The 18,055-nt window shown below is 46.3% G+C and carries 19 protein-coding genes and 1 pseudogene; 10 read left to right on the top strand and 10 right to left on the bottom strand.

Features of this window, described 5'->3' with window-relative positions; all coding sequences use genetic code 11:
- Positions 1–55: 55 nt before the first annotated feature.
- The 6 genes from GSF13_RS05665 to cyaY all read right to left on the bottom strand — a co-directional run bounded on the left by GSF13_RS05665 (position 56) and on the right by cyaY (position 5,955).
- Positions 56–1,159, bottom strand: a complete 1,104-nt coding sequence (locus GSF13_RS05665; protein ID WP_211867435.1) for a heme biosynthesis HemY N-terminal domain-containing protein — start codon at positions 1,157–1,159, stop codon at positions 56–58.
- Complete coding sequence (locus GSF13_RS05660) at positions 1,156–2,973, bottom strand: uroporphyrinogen-III C-methyltransferase (protein WP_211867433.1); 1,818 nt, start codon at positions 2,971–2,973, stop codon at positions 1,156–1,158. Before GSF13_RS05660 ends, GSF13_RS05665 begins: the two co-directional genes overlap by 4 nt.
- Positions 2,974–3,912, bottom strand: a complete 939-nt coding sequence (gene hemC, locus GSF13_RS05655) for a hydroxymethylbilane synthase (RefSeq protein WP_211867431.1) — start codon at positions 3,910–3,912, stop codon at positions 2,974–2,976.
- Between the two features lie 103 nt (positions 3,913–4,015).
- A complete protein-coding gene (locus tag GSF13_RS05650) occupies positions 4,016–4,933 on the bottom strand; it encodes a DUF2914 domain-containing protein (RefSeq protein WP_211867429.1) in 918 nt (305 codons plus the stop codon).
- 45 nt (positions 4,934–4,978) lie between these two features.
- Positions 4,979–5,635 carry an alpha/beta fold hydrolase gene (locus GSF13_RS05645; protein ID WP_174171020.1) on the bottom strand — a complete coding sequence of 219 codons (657 nt, stop codon included), beginning with the start codon at positions 5,633–5,635 and terminating at the stop codon, positions 4,979–4,981.
- Positions 5,635–5,955 (bottom strand): iron donor protein CyaY, encoded by a 321-nt coding sequence (gene cyaY, locus GSF13_RS05640; RefSeq protein ID WP_010378141.1) that lies wholly within the window; start codon positions 5,953–5,955, stop codon positions 5,635–5,637. The genes GSF13_RS05645 and cyaY overlap by 1 nt, the downstream gene beginning before the upstream one ends.
- Before the next feature lie 155 nt (positions 5,956–6,110).
- Between cyaY and GSF13_RS05635 the strand changes: the two genes are divergently transcribed.
- From GSF13_RS05635 to GSF13_RS05600, 8 genes are all read left to right on the top strand, one after another.
- Entirely contained in the window at positions 6,111–6,287 is a 177-nt protein-coding gene (locus GSF13_RS05635) for a lipoprotein (RefSeq protein WP_099031388.1), read from the top strand.
- Position 6,288: 1 nt separating this feature from the next.
- Positions 6,289–7,542 (top strand): diaminopimelate decarboxylase, encoded by a 1,254-nt coding sequence (gene lysA / locus GSF13_RS05630; RefSeq protein ID WP_174170996.1) that lies wholly within the window; start codon positions 6,289–6,291, stop codon positions 7,540–7,542.
- 127 nt (positions 7,543–7,669) lie between these two features.
- On the top strand, positions 7,670–8,500 hold the full coding sequence (gene dapF, locus GSF13_RS05625) for a diaminopimelate epimerase (RefSeq protein ID WP_174170997.1): 831 nt from the start codon (positions 7,670–7,672) through the stop codon (positions 8,498–8,500).
- Positions 8,497–9,123 carry a DUF484 family protein gene (locus tag GSF13_RS05620; protein WP_206472101.1) on the top strand — a complete coding sequence of 209 codons (627 nt, stop codon included), beginning with the start codon at positions 8,497–8,499 and terminating at the stop codon, positions 9,121–9,123. The genes dapF and GSF13_RS05620 overlap by 4 nt, the downstream gene beginning before the upstream one ends.
- A complete protein-coding gene (locus tag GSF13_RS05615; protein ID WP_102055832.1) occupies positions 9,120–10,043 on the top strand; it encodes a tyrosine recombinase XerC in 924 nt (307 codons plus the stop codon). The genes GSF13_RS05620 and GSF13_RS05615 overlap by 4 nt, the downstream gene beginning before the upstream one ends.
- 2 nt (positions 10,044–10,045) lie before the next feature.
- A complete protein-coding gene (locus tag GSF13_RS05610) occupies positions 10,046–10,747 on the top strand; it encodes an HAD-IA family hydrolase (protein ID WP_206472100.1) in 702 nt (233 codons plus the stop codon).
- Positions 10,748–10,831: 84 nt separating this feature from the next.
- The gene (locus tag GSF13_RS05605) at positions 10,832–12,343 is read left to right on the top strand and encodes a peptide MFS transporter (RefSeq protein WP_010604223.1); all 1,512 of its coding nucleotides are present in this window, start codon (positions 10,832–10,834) and stop codon (positions 12,341–12,343) included.
- Positions 12,344–12,595: 252 nt separating this feature from the next.
- Positions 12,596–13,465 carry an SDR family oxidoreductase gene (locus tag GSF13_RS05600; protein ID WP_174171000.1) on the top strand — a complete coding sequence of 290 codons (870 nt, stop codon included), beginning with the start codon at positions 12,596–12,598 and terminating at the stop codon, positions 13,463–13,465.
- A 3-nt stretch (positions 13,466–13,468) separates the two neighbouring features.
- Here the strand turns inward: GSF13_RS05600 and GSF13_RS05595 are convergent, their stop codons facing one another.
- The gene (locus tag GSF13_RS05595) at positions 13,469–13,774 is read right to left on the bottom strand and encodes a DUF6482 family protein (RefSeq protein WP_174171001.1); all 306 of its coding nucleotides are present in this window, start codon (positions 13,772–13,774) and stop codon (positions 13,469–13,471) included.
- 81 nt (positions 13,775–13,855) lie between these two features.
- On the opposite strand from GSF13_RS05595, the gene GSF13_RS05590 reads away from it, so the two are divergent.
- Positions 13,856–14,548: a pseudouridine synthase gene (locus tag GSF13_RS05590; RefSeq protein ID WP_211868946.1), complete on the top strand. Its 693-nt coding sequence runs from the start codon at positions 13,856–13,858 to the stop codon at positions 14,546–14,548.
- A gap of 23 nt (positions 14,549–14,571) precedes the next feature.
- Here GSF13_RS05590 and GSF13_RS05585 read toward each other — a convergent pair whose 3' ends face one another.
- Positions 14,572–14,958, bottom strand: a complete 387-nt coding sequence (locus tag GSF13_RS05585; RefSeq protein WP_010604218.1) for an MAPEG family protein — start codon at positions 14,956–14,958, stop codon at positions 14,572–14,574.
- A 304-nt stretch (positions 14,959–15,262) separates the two neighbouring features.
- Between GSF13_RS05585 and GSF13_RS05580 the strand changes: the two are divergent.
- Positions 15,263–16,131, top strand: a pseudogene (locus GSF13_RS05580) (DMT family transporter).
- Here GSF13_RS05580 and GSF13_RS05575 read toward each other — a convergent pair.
- Positions 16,118–16,432, bottom strand: a complete 315-nt coding sequence (locus tag GSF13_RS05575; RefSeq protein WP_010604216.1) for a multidrug efflux SMR transporter — start codon at positions 16,430–16,432, stop codon at positions 16,118–16,120. The pseudogene GSF13_RS05580 and the gene GSF13_RS05575 sit on opposite strands and share 14 nt — an antisense overlap.
- 1 nt (position 16,433) lies before the next feature.
- Positions 16,434–17,960, bottom strand: a complete 1,527-nt coding sequence (locus GSF13_RS05570; protein ID WP_010604215.1) for a bifunctional GNAT family N-acetyltransferase/carbon-nitrogen hydrolase family protein — start codon at positions 17,958–17,960, stop codon at positions 16,434–16,436.
- Positions 17,961–18,055 lie beyond the last annotated feature (95 nt).

Here is an 18,055-nt window from a genome sequence, read left to right as displayed (position 1 = left end):
GAGTATAGCTAACTTTAGTACAAAAAAGCCTGCACATTGCTGCGCAGGCTTTTCGTTACGATTTTGCGATTAAATACGCTTTCTCGTAGGTATGCATTTTTTCGTAGGCGAGCTGAGCTTGCTTACTCCAGCGCGCTTCCCAAGGGTTTGCGCTTAAAGAATCAAAGATCTTCGCAGCAAGTTCGTAATCCCCCTCAGCATTGCAAAGGCAAGCCAATGAGAACAGCAACTCCTTGTCATCTGGATGTTTTTTCAATTGCTGCTGCAGTGCTAACTTGAGTTCATTATTACTTTGCGTGCTGTGTTGCAGATAGTCCGCCAACTGGTGATATTGACCTTGTTTAAGCAGCTTCTTGAGCTCGCCCAACACTTCCGCTATGCGTCCCTGTTGCAGCTTCACCTTATTAAGAGCAGGTATTGCATGCGCTTTTACTGCCTTAGGTAGCATATTAAACAAAGTGTCTGCTTGCTCTGGGGCTATTACAAACATACGCTCGAACACACTCTGCCACTGCGTATCACTCCAATTGAGCTTTTTGTGCCACTTCGCGATTTGTGCAGCGGCCAGCTCGGGTTGCTTAGCCTGTAGGCAAGCTAAAATGTAACCGCTAAGCACCGCAGACGTTGGTTTAGCCGCAGACATTTTATCATCAAGTAAAGCCAACGCCTGTTCACTATTATTTGCCTCTAGCCATAGTGCCGCGAGCTGCCCTTGGTTGTCATCTGATATTGCTTCTAGCTCCGTATTCGCTTTGACAACATCTCCTTGTTTTAACGCCGCTTTGGCTGCGATGGCACGCACATAGTCTTGGCGTTCATCCGGCTGCGGCGTTTTCGTCAACAAAGTTGCGGCTTGTTCCACTTCGCCGTTAATAAATAGCCACAAACTTTCGTTCCATGCTTGTTGCGCTTTTAGTTTGCGCTTTCTGGAAAAATGACCTTTCGTATTGACTAGGCGATGCCACGACCAACGCACTACCTTACCCAACAACACTAAAGCGGTGATGACAAGCAACAACAAGATAGTGAAAGACACTATGCTGCCTTCAATCGTGGTTTGATTGAAAGAGATCAACACATAGCCTTTCTCATCAATGAGCAAATGACTGGCGGCTAGCGCGATAAAGATAAGCGCGAAGGTGATGATTTTTGCCATCATTTTAGCCACCCTTTTACTGCTGCTGGGGTGGCAAGCTCAATCGACTCTTGGCGCTGAACTTCACTGCGGCTCAGCTTGTTTAAAGCCTGCTGCATCGCGCTCACAGGCGCGTGTTGCGTATCAAAATAACGCGCCAATGTGTCGGCTGCACTATCAAGCGCACTGAAGTAAATGCTCGCCTGTTGATCTATTAATGCGGTTTGTGCTTGGGTTAAATAAGCACGCAGCTGCGTGCGTATAAGCAGCTGCTCGTTTTTATCTAAGAGTGGGTCTATCACCACTTCATCATGGTGGCGTATGGTAATAAAGGCATCAACCAACCCCCGCCAAGAGCGCTTTAAGTTCGCTTGCCAATCATCAACCTGTTGCGATAGCGCAGCATCTTCACTCGCTGCCTTTTGCGGAATCTGCTTGGTTTTGATCGTTAGCGTATCAACTTGAGACAATAAACCATGAAGCTCAAAGTAAAGTGACTCCGTTTGTGGCTTTGGTAAGGCCTTCAAAGCCGCAATATCTGTAGCAATCGCCTGCTTAACAGCAGCCGTGTTGGACTCAGACTCTAAGCTCTCTTGCAAGCGCTGCAGAATAGCGATTGCGCCAAGATAATCTTGCTCTGCCGCGACCTTAAATGCAGCAAGGCGCTGTAAATACAATGCCTCAGAGGCCACGGCACCGCTTACTTGCTGCTGCGCCTTGGCAAGCGTCTGCGTTAGCTGGGTTTCCACATGTTGCTGCTGCTCAGCCAATCGCTTTGCGACATTGTCTTGCAACGAATCAAGCACATTTTCTACTCGCTGAAGTTGCGATTTAGCGCCACTCAGCTGTGTGTTTAGTAGCTGATTTTCAGCGTTAATCGCTTGGTTAGCTAACAACGCTTGTTGCAACTGTTGTTGCTGTTGCAAATAAACATAGCCAGCACCAGCGCCACTACCCAGTGCCACTAATAATGCAAGGAGCGCAACCTTACTCACACCAGCCTTAGCGTGATGTGGCGTTACGGTTTGCTCTGCTGCTTTTGCAGCTTGCTGGGTATTTGTATTCTTTGTTTGCGATTCAGACTGAGTCATTTTGCGCCCTTGCTGCTTGGTATAGTCGATGATACTCCCTGCGATGGCACGATTATCAGGGCCATGACATACCACAATTTGAGACTGTTCGATGTTATAGGATTGCTGTACATGCTCAGCAATACGTTGGCTCACAACAAAGAAAGTGCGCTGAGCCAACCAATCTTTACTTGCTGACGACTGCGTATTAAAAATCGCATCCGCTGCACTATTACTGGTAATGACTATACCTTCAATCTGCTGGCTTCGCCAGTGGTCTAACCAGCCATCTGCATTGTCTTTTACGGCAACGCGTTCATAAACCACCAAACTGTCAAGGATGGCCCCCCGCGCTTTTAAAGTTTGCGCAATAACGGGACGCCCGCCTTTCCCTTTGACCAACAATACACGCTTGCCCTCAACAGAGGACAGCTGCGGGAGTGCAAGCAAGCCTTCGGAATCAGGTTGTTTAGGGTATTTAGCCTTGATATTTAGGGTCTGCTGGATAGCATCGGCCGTGCCTTCGCCAACAGCAAAAGCTGCGCAATGTCCAGCTAATGGTACTTCTAATTGGTGAAAGTATCGCACCGCATCTGGCGAGACAAAAATAGCTAACTCGGCTTCGCTTATCATTGCTTTGGCGGTGTCACTCACCACCACTTCGTTAAGCTGCAATACTGGGCAAATCACTGAGCTAATTTGCTGCTGTGTCAGCAACTCAGATAAAGGCTCTGATTTGCCAACGGGTCGAGTTAGCACAACTTTCATTTAAGCGTCCCTATAAACCTCAGCAAGAATTTTATCTGCACCTTGCGCAAGTAAGGATTCTGCCAATTGAATTCCAAGTTGCTCAGCCTCTGCAACCATACCTGAGCATTCGCCGCGCAAAATTTCGCTGCCATCGACAGCACCTACTAAACCGCGCAAGTGCACCTGATCGCCCGAGACTTCGGCGTAAGCACCTATAGGAACCTGACATCCTCCTTCCAAACGGCGGTTCATCGCCCGCTCGGCAAGTACACGAATACGTGTATCAGTGTGCTCCAGTGGTGCGAGGAATGCTTTAGTTTGAGCATCATCGCTACGACACTCGATGCCGACAGCGCCTTGACCATTGGCCGGTAATGAAGCCTCAGGTTCAATGTAACTTGCGATTCTATCCATCATTTCTAACCGGATAAGTCCCGCGGCGGCCAAAATAATGGCATCAAACTCACCCGCATCGAGCTTAGCTAGGCGAGTATTCACATTACCGCGTAAGTCTTTAATGATTAAGTCCGGACGAGCCGCTCGAATTTGACATTGGCGACGCAAGCTTGATGTGCCAACCACAGCGCCCTCTGGCAACTCTGCCAGTGAGGTATAAGTATTAGACACAAACGCGTCTCTTGGGTCTTCGCGTTCGCAAATAGTATGCAGCTCGAGCCCTTCAGGGAAATCAACAGGTACATCTTTCATTGAATGCACTGCAATATCTGCGCGCCCTTCTAACATGGCCTGCTCAAGCTCTTTGACGAACAACCCTTTACCGCCAATTTTTGCCAGTGGTGTATCTAAGATCTTGTCGCCTTTCGTCGACATCGGCACGAGCTCTACTTTTAGGTTCGCATGGTGTTTTTCAAGCTCTGCCTTAACAAATTCGGCTTGCCATAGCGCCAAAGCACTTTTGCGCGTTGCAATACGTAATATGGAAACTTGTTCTGTCATGATTTGCCTTTCATTTATTGCAGCGTTATTGCCGCTGCAAAGAGTTAACTATGTGGTGATGGCAGTCGGTCTCGTGCTGCCATACACAATACTGCGAGTAAGATTATTGCTGACTATTATCCACAATGCGGAACGTCTTTTGAGCAAGCAGTTGTCCAGACTGCGTCACCACCTCAACACGCCAATCTCCGGTTTGACTCGGCATGACGTTCTTACTTGAATAAGTACGGTAGCGCGCGGCTTGGATCGGCAGCTCCACTTCTGCCATCAGCTCGTCTTGATGAAACCACAGGTGCGACACCACTTGATCCTTAAGCGCGTGCACTTCAGTGAAAAAGTACAGCTTGTCACTAAACTGAGTGGTCGCAATTACCTCTTTCAACACATTCGTTGGTTCGCGGTCATCAATCATAGTAGTGAGTACAGCGCGGCTGATAAATTGCGTGTCGATTTTTGCCCCTAGCGCGACACTGGCTATGCGCGCTTCAGCATCAAATTGATTTTTAGCTTCAGCCCTTGTTTCTGTTTCTGTTTCTGTTTCTGTTTCTGTTTCTGTTTCTGTTTCTGTTTCTGTTTCTGTTTCTGTTTCTGTTTCTGTTTCTGTTTCTGTTTCTGTTTCTGTTTCTGTTTCTGTTTCTGTTTCTTCAGAAGCTTGTTGCTGTTCTTGGTCTAGTGCAATGACTTGAGCGACCTCTATTGAGGGCGTCGTTAAAACGGTATCAGGTGAGGTATCCGCACTTAGCTGCTCGCCCTCACGCTCTTCATTAGAGTCTACTGATTCAGGAGAGTCATTCAGTGATGTATCGGTTTGCGCAATGGTGGCATGCATAGGTACTGCCACTTGGGTATCATCTTCATCTGCATTGACGTTATTCACGACACCATAAACCCCCGCGGTCGCAATGCCAGCAAATGCTACCGTTGCCATAAAAATGCGTTTCCAGTGCCATTGATAGGTCACCGCTGAGGGCTCTGAGGGTTGCTTACTCACCGACGTTTTTATGACAATCTTTTGTGACATTGCTTTGCTCCTGTATCTGTCACCAGTACCTTATACCACTTAATATTAATCGCTCAGTCTCGTAATTAACCAAGCGCGAATGGCTTTTAACTCGTCAAGACAGACCTGATGCTCCATTGGGTAGTCTTGCCAGCTCACTTCATAGCCTTGCTGTTGTAACGTGTTAAATGCGTGCTCACCTGCAAACATAGGCACGACAGGATCAGCACTGCCATGCGCCATAAAAATAGTGAGCTCGCTTTGCTGTGCTTCTGCGCTGAGTTTTTCAGGCACACACATATAAGTTGATAGTGCCATGACACCAGCCAATTTAACAGTTAAACGCGGTGCAAGATGGAGCGCGATCACGCCCCCTTGAGAAAATCCAGCTAAGATAATGCGGTTAGCTGGAATACCTTTATCTAACTGTGCCTGAATTAACGCTTCAACCTGAGCTGATGAGTCTCGCACACCTTGCTCATCCGCTCTTTTATCCAGATCAAATGATTTAATGTCATACCATGCACGCATCACCATACCACCATTTATGGTGACCGGCTGCTCTGGTGCATGTGGAAAAATAAAGTGTGCACCCAATTCCTCAGGCAGGTTTAACTCAGAGGCAATGGGTAAAAAGCCGTTTCCTGAATCGCCTAAACCATGGAGCCAAATAATACTCGCTTTATGTTGTCCTTTGGCAGGATAGTCTACAAACTCCAACATTAATCGTGCTGCCACTCTATTGCGATATTTGCCTGTTTAGTCGCCGCGTCGCTCATAAATTGCCAAAACTCAGCACCGGAGCGATTATCAATCCACTGATCGCCACGCAACTCAAAGTGATGACCATTAAACTTAGTCGCCACCCAGACTTGGTGCAATGGTGCTTGTTTGTTGATAACAATTTTGCTCTTGTCAGGGAAAATAATTTCTAGAATTCCCGATGCTGATTCGTAATCTAAATCAGCGTCACAATCATCGATCTGCTCTTCAATAGTCAACATTAGCGCATCGGCTAACTCATGATATTCACTTTCTGTCATCGTGATTTCCTCTTACTGACGCACTGCGGCATGGTGCCTAAGCTTAACTCGCTATTTGAGCAATTTGATGAAGACGAAATTTCAATAGCGAAAAGCTGCTTTTTTTATCAATTCTGTTACTCTGCGATTATAAAGGCACTGACACGAATTATCTAATGAAAGCGACACCTTATAAATTTAGCGTAACGGCACTTGTTTTTACTACTTTAATCGGATTATCGGGTTGCGGTCAAAGCGGTCCGCTTTATTTGCCTGAACAACAGGCTAAAAAACCAAACCAACCGAAAGCAGCACAAGCAAACCAGCCTGAAGCAGAACAACAGGAGCGTTAAAATGGATTATTTCAATTATCAAGATGGCGAGTTATTCGCTGAAGATGTCGCCATAACCACAATCGCCGAGCAATATGGTACTCCTTGCTATGTCTACTCGAAGAAGACTTTAACGCGGCATTATCACGCTTTTACGGATGCCGCAGCCGGTCATCCCCACTTAGTGTGCTACGCAGTAAAGGCGAATTCAAATATCGCCGTGTTGAATGTCTTGGCTCAGCTTGGTTCTGGTTTTGATATCGTGTCGAAGGGTGAACTTGCGCGAGTGCTAAAAGCAGGGGGAGATCCTCAAAAAGTCGTTTTTTCTGGTGTTGCGAAAACGGAAGATGAAATTGCGTTTGCGCTTGAGACTGGGATTAAATGCTTTAATGTTGAGTCAATTGCAGAGCTTCACCGCATCAGTGAAGTGGCAACCAGACTGGATAAAATTGCGCCAATTTCATTGCGTGTAAACCCAGATATCGATGCAAAAACTCACCCCTATATTTCAACCGGGTTAAAAGAGAACAAATTTGGTATTGATATCAAAGCCGCATTTGATGTTTACCAGCTCGCGTATGCCCTTCCGGGTTTAAAAGTGGTTGGGATCGACTTCCACATCGGCTCTCAGTTGGTTGAGGTTAATCCATTTTTAGCGGCGTTAGATAAAGTGCTGACTCTAATCTCTCAACTTGAAAAAGCGGGAATTTACTTGCATCACCTCGATATCGGTGGCGGTCTTGGCGTGCCCTATGACGGTGAAAAACCGCCGCATCCGAGTGCTTACGCTGCAGAGATTAAAGCGCGATTGGCGCAGTTCAATGATCTAGAACTCATTTTTGAGCCTGGTCGAGCGATTGCTGCCAATGCCGGTGTGTTGGTGACTAAAGTCGAATTTATTAAGCCAACCGAGCATAAGCATTTTGCCATTGTTGATGCTGGTATGAACGACATGTTACGACCATCGCTTTATCAGGCTTGGCAAAATATCGTACCAGCCACACCGCGAGACGACGTTGACGCGATAAATTACGACGTGGTTGGTCCAGTGTGTGAAACGGGTGACTTTCTAGGTAAAGACCGAGTACTTAAAATTAAGGCTGGCGACTTATTAGTACAGCGCAGTGCAGGCGCGTATGGCTTTACCATGAGTTCAAATTATAACTCACGCCCCCGCTGTGCAGAGGTCATGGTTGATAACAACCAACACCACCTAATCCGCCAAAGAGAGCCGTTAGAATCTCTATGGCAATTTGAGCAACTACTGCCACAATAATCCGACTTGGATACATCCTAGGGGTGCAAAACAAGGCTTAATGCCAAGCAGCTTCCCTAGTCGAGGTATCCATGGCAAAGTATTAGTAAAGTGAGGCCATGGTTTTATACCAAAAGATAACCACTCTATGTTTATAAACTTTTCAAAAATGCATGGTTTAGGCAACGACTTTGTGGTGATAGATAATGTCACCCAAAATGTGTTTTTGTCTCGAGACCAAATTAAGAAGTTAGCAGATCGCCACTTTGGAATTGGCTTTGATCAGCTGTTGATGGTTGAAGCGCCTTATTCCCCGGACTTAGATTTTCATTATCGTATTTTCAATGCCGATGGTAACGAAGTTGAGCAGTGTGGTAACGGTGCTCGCTGTTTTGCTCGTTTTGTCCGCATGAAGGGCTTAACGAACAAACACAAGGTTTGTGTCTCTACAAAGGGCGGCAATATCACCCTTTATACCGAAAAAGACGGCCAAGTTACCGTGAATATGGGCAAACCAAACTTTAACCCACAAGCCATTCCGTTTCGTGCAAACAAACAAGAAAACACCTATATTTTAAGAGCCGACGAACATACGGTGTTTTGTAGCGCGGTTTCTATGGGCAATCCTCATGGCGTGATTATTGTCGATAGTGTAGAAACCGCAGAGGTAGCTACACTTGGACCACTCCTTGAACACCATGAACGTTTCCCACAAAAGGCCAATATTGGCTTTATGGAAGTGATTTCTCGTGAATACGTTAAGCTACGTGTTTGGGAGCGCGGCGCTGGCGAAACGCTTGCCTGTGGCACAGGAGCATGTGCTGCCGTAGTTGCAGGCATAATGCAAGGCAAGTTAGAAGAAACCGTTAGGGTCGACCTACCAGGTGGCAGTCTTCAAGTGCGTTGGGGCGGTCAAGGTCAAGTAGTGAAAATGACCGGACCGGCGGAGCATGTTTTTGATGGGCAAATCGCAATATGACCATAAAAGAAGCAAATTCGACTGAACAATTAGTCATTGAGTACCTGCGCAAGCATCCTGATTTTTTGCTCAGGCACCCTTATGTGCTATTGGATTTGCAGCTACACCACCAGCAGCAAGGGCTTCCAAACCTTGCTTTGCACCAACAGCGGATGCTCCGCGATGAAGTCAACTCACTACAGCAGCAGATCAAAGACATGGTCCATTATGCAAAAGCCAACGAGCTGGTTTTCAAGCAATTGAGTGAATGCCAATTGGCTATCATGCGTTGTACTGAGTTGAGTGCAATCAATCATACGTTAGCACAGCGCTTTGAGGACCACCCGGACATCCAAACATGTAAACTCATCAACATCGATGATACGCTTTTGGAACTCGTGTCAGCTAAACTGAGCAGTAACAACTGCTACTTAGGACGACTCAGTCAGTCACAAGCTGAACTCTTGTTTGCCGATATTGAAGTAGGATCGGTAGCACTTTACCGCGTTGATGCGTCAGACAAAGGTCGCTTTATTCTGGCTTTTGCCAGCCGCTCACCAGAACACTTTTCGCCACAACACGACAATATGTTGATCACGGCTTTTATTCAAACATTATCGCTTAAGCTCGAAGCACTGGCATGAGCCTAACACCACTATCGGAAGATTGGACGCAACCAGTAACCGCCTTTATGGCACACTTGCGCCACGAAAAGCACTACTCAGAACATACACTAACCCAATACAACACTCAGCTTATTCAAGCAGCGCAGTATTTTTGTGACCACGCCTCTTCTTGGCTAGAAGTCAGTGGCGAGCAAATTCGCCGCTACAGCATGAAGCTTCGCGGTCAAAATTACAGCCCAAGAACCATCAACCTTAAGCTCAGTTGTATTCGGAGCTTATATAAATTTCTCAAGCTCAAGTCACAATCGCAACAGGCAGTCGTCAATCCCGCGCAAGGGATCCGAGGGCCTAAGTTTCAAAAGCCACTCCCAAAGAACCTTGATGTTGACCAAATGGGACAACTTCTGGAAATTCAGGCAGATGATGCGCTTGCCATTCGTGATAAGGCCATGATGGAATTAATGTACTCTAGTGGTTTGCGATTAAGCGAGTTGATTGGCGCAAACCTATTGGATGTCAAAGACGGTGAAATACGCGTGCTTGGTAAAGGCGGCAAGGAGCGTGTTGTGCCTGTCGGTGGTAAAGCGCTAAACGCACTAGCTGATTGGCTCAAAATAAGGCCGCAATTTGCAACATTGGAAGAACCCGCGCTTTTTGTGAGCAAATTAAAGCGCCGGATCAGTCCTCGCCATGTCCGCGCAAGAATGAAAGAATGGGGTCTGAAACAAGGGGTTAGTACACCTATTCACCCCCATAAACTGAGGCACTCGTTCGCCAGCCACATGCTAGAATCCAGCGGTGACTTGCGCGCGGTACAAGAGATGCTTGGACATGCCAGCTTATCAGCCACTCAGGTCTACACCCATTTAGATTTTCAACATTTAGCAAAAGTGTATGATAGCGCTCACCCAAGAGCGAAAAAGCAAAAAGACGAGTAACAATGAGATTCAATAAGCCCATTTCAGACATTGCCGCCATCAGTTTTGATTTAGACGATACACTATACGACAACAGGCCTATTATCATTGCGGCCGTTAACGCCATGACAGCGCACCTGAATACTATTCCCGAGTGGCAAGCGAGGGGGCGATCATTCTGGTCTCAATGTCGAAACGAAACGCTCAAACAAAACAGTGCGCTTGCAGAAGATGTGACAAAGTGGCGTCAAGTGGCACTTGAATGGGGCTTCACGGCACTGGGCTTTGATACCGCAACAAGTAGACAGCACGCACTACGTGCCTACCAAGCCTTTGCCGATGCCCGCAGTAATATCACGGTCAGCGACGCCGTCATCAGCCTGCTTGCTCAGTTACGCAGTCAATATCACATTATTGCTATCACTAATGGTAATGTCGAGATAGATAAATTTAATCTTCGCGATAGTTTTGACTTAGTGCTTCGCGCTGGAATTGATGGCCGCGCTAAACCTCACCCTGAGCTTTACCAGCTTGCCTGCCAGCATTTTAACCTTGCACCACATCAACTTCTGCATGTTGGCGATAGCTTAGATACCGATGTACAAGGAGCACACCGTGCTGGCTGCCCTAGTGTTTGGCTTCGCAATCACTTTGCACCATACCAGTACAAAGGATTAGCCAATGTGGAAATCGATGACATACAAATGTTAAAAAAGATGATGTAATGTTTCCTTTCATGCGGTTGCATTCGGTGCTTGAATAACGTACTAATATTGACTTCCAAAAAACGATAATAATGGAAGTGAAATATGTCATCACAGGACACAACAAGTGACACAGGCTTTTTTGGTCATCCAAAAGGTCTGTTTACACTGTTTCTCACCGAGATGTGGGAGCGAATGAGTTATTATGGCATGCGTGCCATGTTAGTGCTTTTCATGACGGCAACCTTACAACAAGAAGGCCTTGGTTTTACTGTCGCATCTGCAGCCGCAATATATGGCCTCTACACTGGTTCGGTTTATTTCTTAGGGTTACCTGGCGGATGGATAGCCGACCGCCTCCTTGGTGGTCAACGCGCGGTTTGGTACGGCGGGATCATCATCATGTGTGGCCACATTATTCTCGCCATTCCTAGCGAGTTTTCTTTTTTTGTGGGCCTTATCTTTGTTGCCAGTGGTACGGGCTTATTAAAGCCAAACATCAGTGCCATGGTTGGGCAGCTCTATAATGATGAGGATAATCGTCGTGACAGTGGTTACGCCATTTATTATATGGGGATCAATTTAGGCTCTGTGATTGGTTATATGGTGTGCGGCTACTTTATGGAAAATGTCGGCTGGCACTGGGCCTTTGGCGCAGCGGCTGTCGGTATGGCAGTCGGCCTTATCACGTATCGTTTAACAGGCAAACATATTGCCACTGTCGGTAACGAGCCAACTAACCCCATGAAAGGAAAAGAGAGCGTAAAAGCATGGAGTGCTATAGGCCTTGCAATTGCGGCTGTCGCAGCAGTTACCATTGCTGCATTTACTGGCGTATTAGTGATAAACCCTGTGGTACTGGCAAAGTATGTAGCCTTCGCTTTCACCATTACGTTTTTCTTGTACTATGGTTATATCTACTTTGCTGGAAACCTAGATGAAAATGAAAAGCGCCGAATGTGGGCTCTCTTTTTGGTTTGCGTTGCCTCTACCTGCTTTTGGTCTGGCTTTGAGCAAGCAGGCTCTTCGCTTAACCTCTTTGCTCGTGATTATACGGACCGCTTAATAGGCAGCTTTAGTATTCCCACAGCTTGGTTTCAATCTGCCAATGCCTTTTTCATTATTATCTTATCACCTTTCTTTGCAGCGCTTTGGATTAACTTAGCCAAGCGTATGATCACGCCAACCTATAGCGTAAAATGTGCGATTGGCCTTATCATCATGGCGAGCGGATTTATTGTGATGTTTTTCGCTTCCCAATATGCAGCCCAAGGCCTACAAGTAGCGCCAATGTGGTTGATAACCACTTACTTTCTGCACACCGTGGGTGAACTTTGCTTAAGCCCAGTGGCGTTGAGCGCAGTAAGTAAGTTATCTCCCAAACGTTTTGCTGGGCAAATGATGGGGGTTTTCGTACTCACTTACTCCATTGGTAATATCTTCTCGGGTCTGCTCGCTGGTAGCTTTGATCCTAATAATATCGAAGACTTGCCCAACCTTTATCTGCAAATTGCATTATTTACGATCGGTATTGGTGTATTTGTCGGTGTGCTTGGTCTTAAAACCAAGCATTGGGAAAAACAATCTGAAAAGCCACTGACAGAACAAACGGCTTAAACGAATTGGAGATGTAGGAGTGATGACTTCTACATCTTCTCAAACTAAGCTAAAATCAGATAACTACAATTCGGCACGCCCATTGCTGCTTGATGTCTATATCAACAAAAACACATACGGTTCAATAAACTTTTATTATTCATTTCTGTAACTCGATTCCTTGTCCAAAATAGAGTCACACAACACAAATATGTCGTTTTTCTTCCGACTTTGCTACTGTACTGGCTCTTTCAAAAAAGGATGCTGTTTTCTATGTCTAAAGTTATGATCACTGGTGCAACGGGCTTACTTGGCCGCGCACTTTGCCAAGAGCTAAGTAGTACCCACGAAATTTTAGGATGTGGCTTTAGCCGAGCAGCCGCGCCACTTCACAAACTTGACTTGGCTGACCACAGTTCGGTTTTAGATTTCTTAGATAATCACAGCCCAGAGGTACTTATTCACGCAGCAGCAGAGCGCAGGCCAGAGCAATGTGAGCGAGACCAAGCGGCGACGCTTGCGCTCAATGTTGCGGCAACCGAGTTCTTAGCCCAAGCCTGCCGCGAAAGAGATATTCGATTTTTCTTTATTAGTACCGACTATGTGTTTGACGGTACCTCAGCACCTTATGTTGAAACAGATATCACTAATCCTGTGAACTTCTACGGTCAAACTAAGCAAGCTGCGGAGCGTGCAATACTGGCAGACAGCGCACTACACACCATAGTGCGAGTGCCAGTTTTATACGGCGAGGTAAAAACGCTGGAAGAATCTGCGGTAACCGTTATTGCAAAACAGCTGTTAGCCAACCCCGCTTCAAGTCACGATCATTGGGCCATTCGCTACCCCACCCATGTCAATGATATTGCGCTAACTCTCAAGGATGTTATCGCACAGCCTAACCTTAGTGGGATTATTCATATCAGTGGCAATCAAGCATTCACTAAATATGAAATGGCGCAGGTCATGGCGAAGGCTTTGCAGCTACCGACGCAAGATCTCATGCCGCTGAGCCAACCGAGTGACGACGCAACAAGACCAAAAAATTGTGCACTAAAAGACACAAGATTGATTAACATAGGGATCGCTCACCAACGCGATTTTGCAACCGCGGTGAGTGAAGTGCTCACGAACCACAGATAACGCTTAGAAGAGGTTATTACGACCAAAGGGCACTTCTAATGTATTGTCATTGCCTGATACTGAGTGCCCTACCATTTCGTCATAAGCACTTTGATGTCTAATCACCATTTCCATGTAGCTAATATCAAGCAGGCGTTTTTGAATTTGCAGCGGGTTATGTGCTTTTAAAAACTCACCATTTTCTTCCGTGACATAATATTCCACGTTATTAATAAGCACACTGACTTGATAAAGCGCTAAATCAATGGAATGCACTATTACCTTTTGCAGCGGCTGATGTTGTTTTAACTTTGAAAACGCAATGGCCATTGATATTCCCCATACATGGATCCAAACAGTCTGTTGCCCTACAATACGCGCTGTTATCTCATTTTGATCATGTGAATGTCTATGTCCTATCCGATGCGTTTGGCTAAATATCTCAGCCACTGCGGTGTTTGCTCTAGGCGACAAGCGTCTCGCTTAATTGACAGCGCAAGAGTGACCGTAAATGGTCGCTTGGCCAATCACATAGATCACATCAATTTGACCGATTCCATTATGGTCGATGGTGAACTGGTCGCGCCCCCGCAAGCGAGAAGGCTCTTTGTTTACCATAAACCTGTTGGTATAGACTGCAAATTGAATCCAGATGACCCGGCTAGTATCTATCATGTACTACCTAAATCGTGTCGTGTTTATCCAATAGGTCGGTTAGACAAAGACAGCCGGGGGTTACTACTACTCACCAACGATGGGGCACTGTGTCAGCAGTTAATCCACCCAGACCATCATCAAGAGAAAGAATATGAGGTGCAAGTCGACAAGCCTCTAGATCCAGGTTTTTGCCTTAAAATGGCAGCCGGCGTGCCAGTGAAGGGCCAAATAACCCTACCCTGTACCGTTGAACAAATCGCACATGACCGCTTCAGAATAGTGTTACGCCAAGGACTCAATCGCCAGATCAGAAGAATGGCACATCACTGTGGTTATCGGGTTATCGACTTATACCGAGTGCGTATCGCAAACTTAGCATTGACACAACTAGAGGTTAACTCCGCTGAAGTGAAAGAGATTTCAGCAGAGTTAATTAAATTAGCCTAAGTGTAGAGTCACGCAAAGGACAACTATAAACCACACACCACAATAATGGCGATAGCACAGCCGAGTCCTAGCGCCCATACGATGGAGCGCAGCACGTCAATATTCGCCCAATACAGCACACAATATAATGCTCGAGCGACAATATGGCCTATGGCTAGCCATTCGACTAGAGAAGTGTAGGTTTGGGTGCCAAACGCAACGGCTAAGGCGACAGCAAAAACAGCTAATGACTCAAAACAGTTTTGATGTGCGGCTAATGCTCTTGCCCCCAGCCCTGTCAGCTTCTTTTGCTGTTCACGCGGGAGCTTGTTGTCATAGCCCCCTTCTTTGTTCATCGCCACTGCCACAGGAATTTTGGCAAAATAAGGTAGTAAGATAGCAAGAATTGCACAGATGATTAGTATACCCACAAGATACTCCTTCAACCTTTTGATTATTCAACTCAGTAGAGCAGAATAGCGTTAAAAAGAAAAGCCATAAGTGAATACGTAATACCCTAACCTATGGCCCAATCTTGTAGCATCGATCTTAATCATATCGTGATACTGAAAATTGAACATGTGGCAAATTGTCGCAGTACGCCAACCACAAGAGTTGCTTCCCTAGCACCTTGATACACATTGAATTATTTTCACTATCACGAAAATGCATTTATTCAGACTCGCTCCTATCCGGTATGCTGATACACATTCGAGCATTGTAGAGTCACCTCTCATGTGGATTTTGTTCACCTTGCTAGCGGCTTTTTCTCAGGCTTGGCGAAATGCTTTTCAAAGCAAATTGAGTGAAAGCGCCTCCACAGCCAGCGTCACTCTAGCAAGATTTATTTTAGCCAGCCCACTTGCGGGGTTATATCTTTGGAGCCTTTACCAGATTGCTCCTGCAGAATCGCTCGTCATTAACGATGACTTTTTAGCCTTTGTGCTGGGGCCTGTGTCATGCAGATCATCGCGACGGGGTTAATGGTGGTGCTGTTTAAGCAAAATAATTACGCCATAGGTGCTGGACTTGCGAAGAGTGAGGCACTCGTGGCGGCGATTTTGGGCGTACTCTTTTTTGGCTCGAGCTTAACTTTACTCGGTTGGTTTGGTGTCTTTATCGGCGCCATCGCGGTGTTGTTATTGAGTGGGTTTAGCCTGCGTGCTTTCAATGGTAAAACTGCTCTAGTAGGACTTGCCTGTGGAACAAGCTTCGCGCTTACTTCTCTTTGGGTGCGTGAAGCCAGTATCGCATCGGGCCTACCTTTCCCCCACAGTGCAGCCTGGGTGTTGCTGTTAGTGCTGGTTTGCCAAACTGTGATGTTGAGTATGTATTTGACGATACGCGAACCACACTCTTGGCCCGTGCTGTGGCAACGTCGTAAACTGACGCTGGCAATTAGTGTTAGCAGTTGCATCGGTTCTATAGGTTGGTTTAGCGCAATGAGCCTTGAGCATGTAGCCTACGTGAAAACCCTTGGCCAAATCGAAGTGTTTTTCACTTTGCTTATCTCATTTTTATGGCTCAAAGCACCAGTAAAGAAGCGCGACTCAATGGGACTCTTACTCATCGCCATTGCGGCTATTTTGGTTATGCTAACTTAAGTACCACAACCCCACTGATGATAAGTAACACGCCCAAGTAGCGCATAAAACTACTTGGGTCACCGTAGAAAAAGATACCCACTAAGAATGTGCCTGCCGCGCCAATACCCGTCCACACCGCATACGAGGTACCCAGTGGAATTTGCTTTTGCGCCAGCCATAACATCCAGCCGCTCAAGGCCATAAAACCAACGGCTATCACTATGCCTAACCAACGAGTATCGGCTTGTTGAGCCATTTTCAGACCAACGGGCCAACCTATTTCAAACAAGCCAGCCATAATTAAATAAACCCACGCCATACTATTTTTGTTTCAACTCCACAGAATACAGGTCTTTTCTTCGGTCTCGTAAATTACGCACCGTTCCTTCACTATGCAATATTTTGAGTTTATCTAAGTCTAAGTCACTAAATAACAGCATTTCCGTATTTGGTGTTGCTTCGTTGAGTGCAGCATCATGAGGAAAAGCAAAGTCCGATGGCGTCAACACCGCTGACTGCGCGTACTGCACATCTAGGCTTTCTACCTGTGGCAAGTTGCCAACGCTTCCTGCGATAACAACGTAGCATTCGTTTTCAACCGCACGAGCTTGCGCACAGTGCCTCACCCTTAAATAACTGTTTTTCGTGTCAGTCCAAAATGGTACAAACAAAATATCCAGCCCTTTTTCAGCCATGATCCGTGATAACTCTGGAAACTCCACGTCGTAGCATACTTGGATCCCTACTCGGCCCGCATCCGTATCGAACACTTCAATTTTATCACCGCCTTTGATAACCCAATCGTAGTCTTCGTGAGGGGTGATATGAATTTTACGTTGTTCATCCACTTTGCCAGAGCGGTGACACAAGTAACTGACGTTATAGAGCTTGTCGCCCTCAAGTAGCGGCATAGAGCCCGTGATAATATTGGCATTGTACTCAATCGCCATTTGCGACATAGCGGCTCTAAACTGCTCGGTATACGTCGCCAACGCACGAATAGCTTCGGTCTGATTTCTATAGCTTCCGAGACCCATTAGTGGCGCGTTAAAGAATTCAGGGAACAGGATAAAGTCACTTTGGTAATCCGAAACCGTGTCCACAAAATACTCAACTTGTTTCATTAGCTCCTCTACCGATTCCACCCGGCGCATTTGCCACTGTACAGCCCCCACTCTGACGATGGTTTTCTTACTTTCGATCACGGTATCGGTGGGCTCGAAGAGAATGTTATTCCACTCAAGTAGGGTCGCATAGCCTTCGGAGTCCTGATCTTCCGGTAGATATTGTTTAAGCAGTCGCTTTACTTGGAAGTCGTTGGCAAGTTGGAAGCTTAGAATGGGGTCGTGTAATTCTTTATGATCGACTTTGTTTATATACTCCATTGGCGACATACTGCCACGGAATTGCTTATAAAGCGGAATACGACCACCTGCTAAAATCGCACGCAAGTTGTACTGACGACAAAGCTCTTTACGGGCATCATACAGTCGCCGACCAAGGCGTAGACCACGATGGCTTTTGGCTATCACTACATCCAGCCCGTACAGCGCATCAGCATTACTATCACTAAAAATTCGGCTATGCGCGTCAACAATGTCTTCATAGGTATGCGGGTTAGAAAAGGTTTGATAGTCAACTTGAACACTCAGCGCGATACCGACGAGACGCTCACCGTCTTTGACACCGATCTGTCCCTCAGGAAACTGGTCAATCAACCTAAATATCGTATGACTCGGCCACGCTCCACCAAGATCTGGGTAGGCTTCATCCATTAATGACTTAACCTGATCGTAGTCAGGCTTTTCTAGGTTACATAGCGTGATCCGCGCTTTTTCTACAGACATATCAACTCCAAAGCTTTTATTATCTACCTATCTCTCACTCTACTACAGCCAACCTTGCTGGATGCTGAGCGAATAACCAGAGCTTAGGTCAAATA

Source organism: Pseudoalteromonas sp. M8, assembly GCF_018141365.1.
In the GTDB taxonomy this organism is placed as follows: Bacteria; Pseudomonadota; Gammaproteobacteria; order Enterobacterales; family Alteromonadaceae; genus Pseudoalteromonas.
This window is presented reverse-complemented; position numbering and strand designations above follow the sequence as displayed.

Excerpts from the sequence above, each read along its gene's own strand:
- GSF13_RS05610 (WP_206472100.1), top strand. The coding sequence starts at position 10,046 with ATGAGATTCAATAAGCCCATTTCAGACATTGCCGCCATCAGTTTTGAT.
- GSF13_RS05590 (WP_211868946.1), top strand. The coding sequence starts at position 13,856 with ATGTCCTATCCGATGCGTTTGGCTAAATATCTCAGCCACTGCGGTGTT.
- cyaY (WP_010378141.1), bottom strand. The coding sequence starts at position 5,955 with ATGACAGAAAGTGAATATCATGAGTTAGCCGATGCGCTAATGTTGACT.
- GSF13_RS05620 (WP_206472101.1), top strand. The coding sequence starts at position 8,497 with ATGACCATAAAAGAAGCAAATTCGACTGAACAATTAGTCATTGAGTAC.
- GSF13_RS05645 (WP_174171020.1), bottom strand. The coding sequence starts at position 5,635 with ATGTTGGAGTTTGTAGACTATCCTGCCAAAGGACAACATAAAGCGAGT.
- lysA (WP_174170996.1), top strand. The coding sequence starts at position 6,289 with ATGGATTATTTCAATTATCAAGATGGCGAGTTATTCGCTGAAGATGTC.
- GSF13_RS05595 (WP_174171001.1), bottom strand. The coding sequence starts at position 13,774 with ATGGCCATTGCGTTTTCAAAGTTAAAACAACATCAGCCGCTGCAAAAG.
- GSF13_RS05605 (WP_010604223.1), top strand. The coding sequence starts at position 10,832 with ATGTCATCACAGGACACAACAAGTGACACAGGCTTTTTTGGTCATCCA.
- dapF (WP_174170997.1), top strand. The coding sequence starts at position 7,670 with ATGTTTATAAACTTTTCAAAAATGCATGGTTTAGGCAACGACTTTGTG.
- GSF13_RS05570 (WP_010604215.1), bottom strand. The coding sequence starts at position 17,960 with ATGTCTGTAGAAAAAGCGCGGATCACGCTATGTAACCTAGAAAAGCCT.
- GSF13_RS05600 (WP_174171000.1), top strand. The coding sequence starts at position 12,596 with ATGTCTAAAGTTATGATCACTGGTGCAACGGGCTTACTTGGCCGCGCA.
- GSF13_RS05575 (WP_010604216.1), bottom strand. The coding sequence starts at position 16,432 with ATGGCGTGGGTTTATTTAATTATGGCTGGCTTGTTTGAAATAGGTTGG.
- GSF13_RS05650 (WP_211867429.1), bottom strand. The coding sequence starts at position 4,933 with ATGTCACAAAAGATTGTCATAAAAACGTCGGTGAGTAAGCAACCCTCA.
- GSF13_RS05665 (WP_211867435.1), bottom strand. The coding sequence starts at position 1,159 with ATGATGGCAAAAATCATCACCTTCGCGCTTATCTTTATCGCGCTAGCC.
- GSF13_RS05660 (WP_211867433.1), bottom strand. The coding sequence starts at position 2,973 with ATGAAAGTTGTGCTAACTCGACCCGTTGGCAAATCAGAGCCTTTATCT.
- hemC (WP_211867431.1), bottom strand. The coding sequence starts at position 3,912 with ATGACAGAACAAGTTTCCATATTACGTATTGCAACGCGCAAAAGTGCT.
- GSF13_RS05615 (WP_102055832.1), top strand. The coding sequence starts at position 9,120 with ATGAGCCTAACACCACTATCGGAAGATTGGACGCAACCAGTAACCGCC.
- GSF13_RS05635 (WP_099031388.1), top strand. The coding sequence starts at position 6,111 with ATGAAAGCGACACCTTATAAATTTAGCGTAACGGCACTTGTTTTTACT.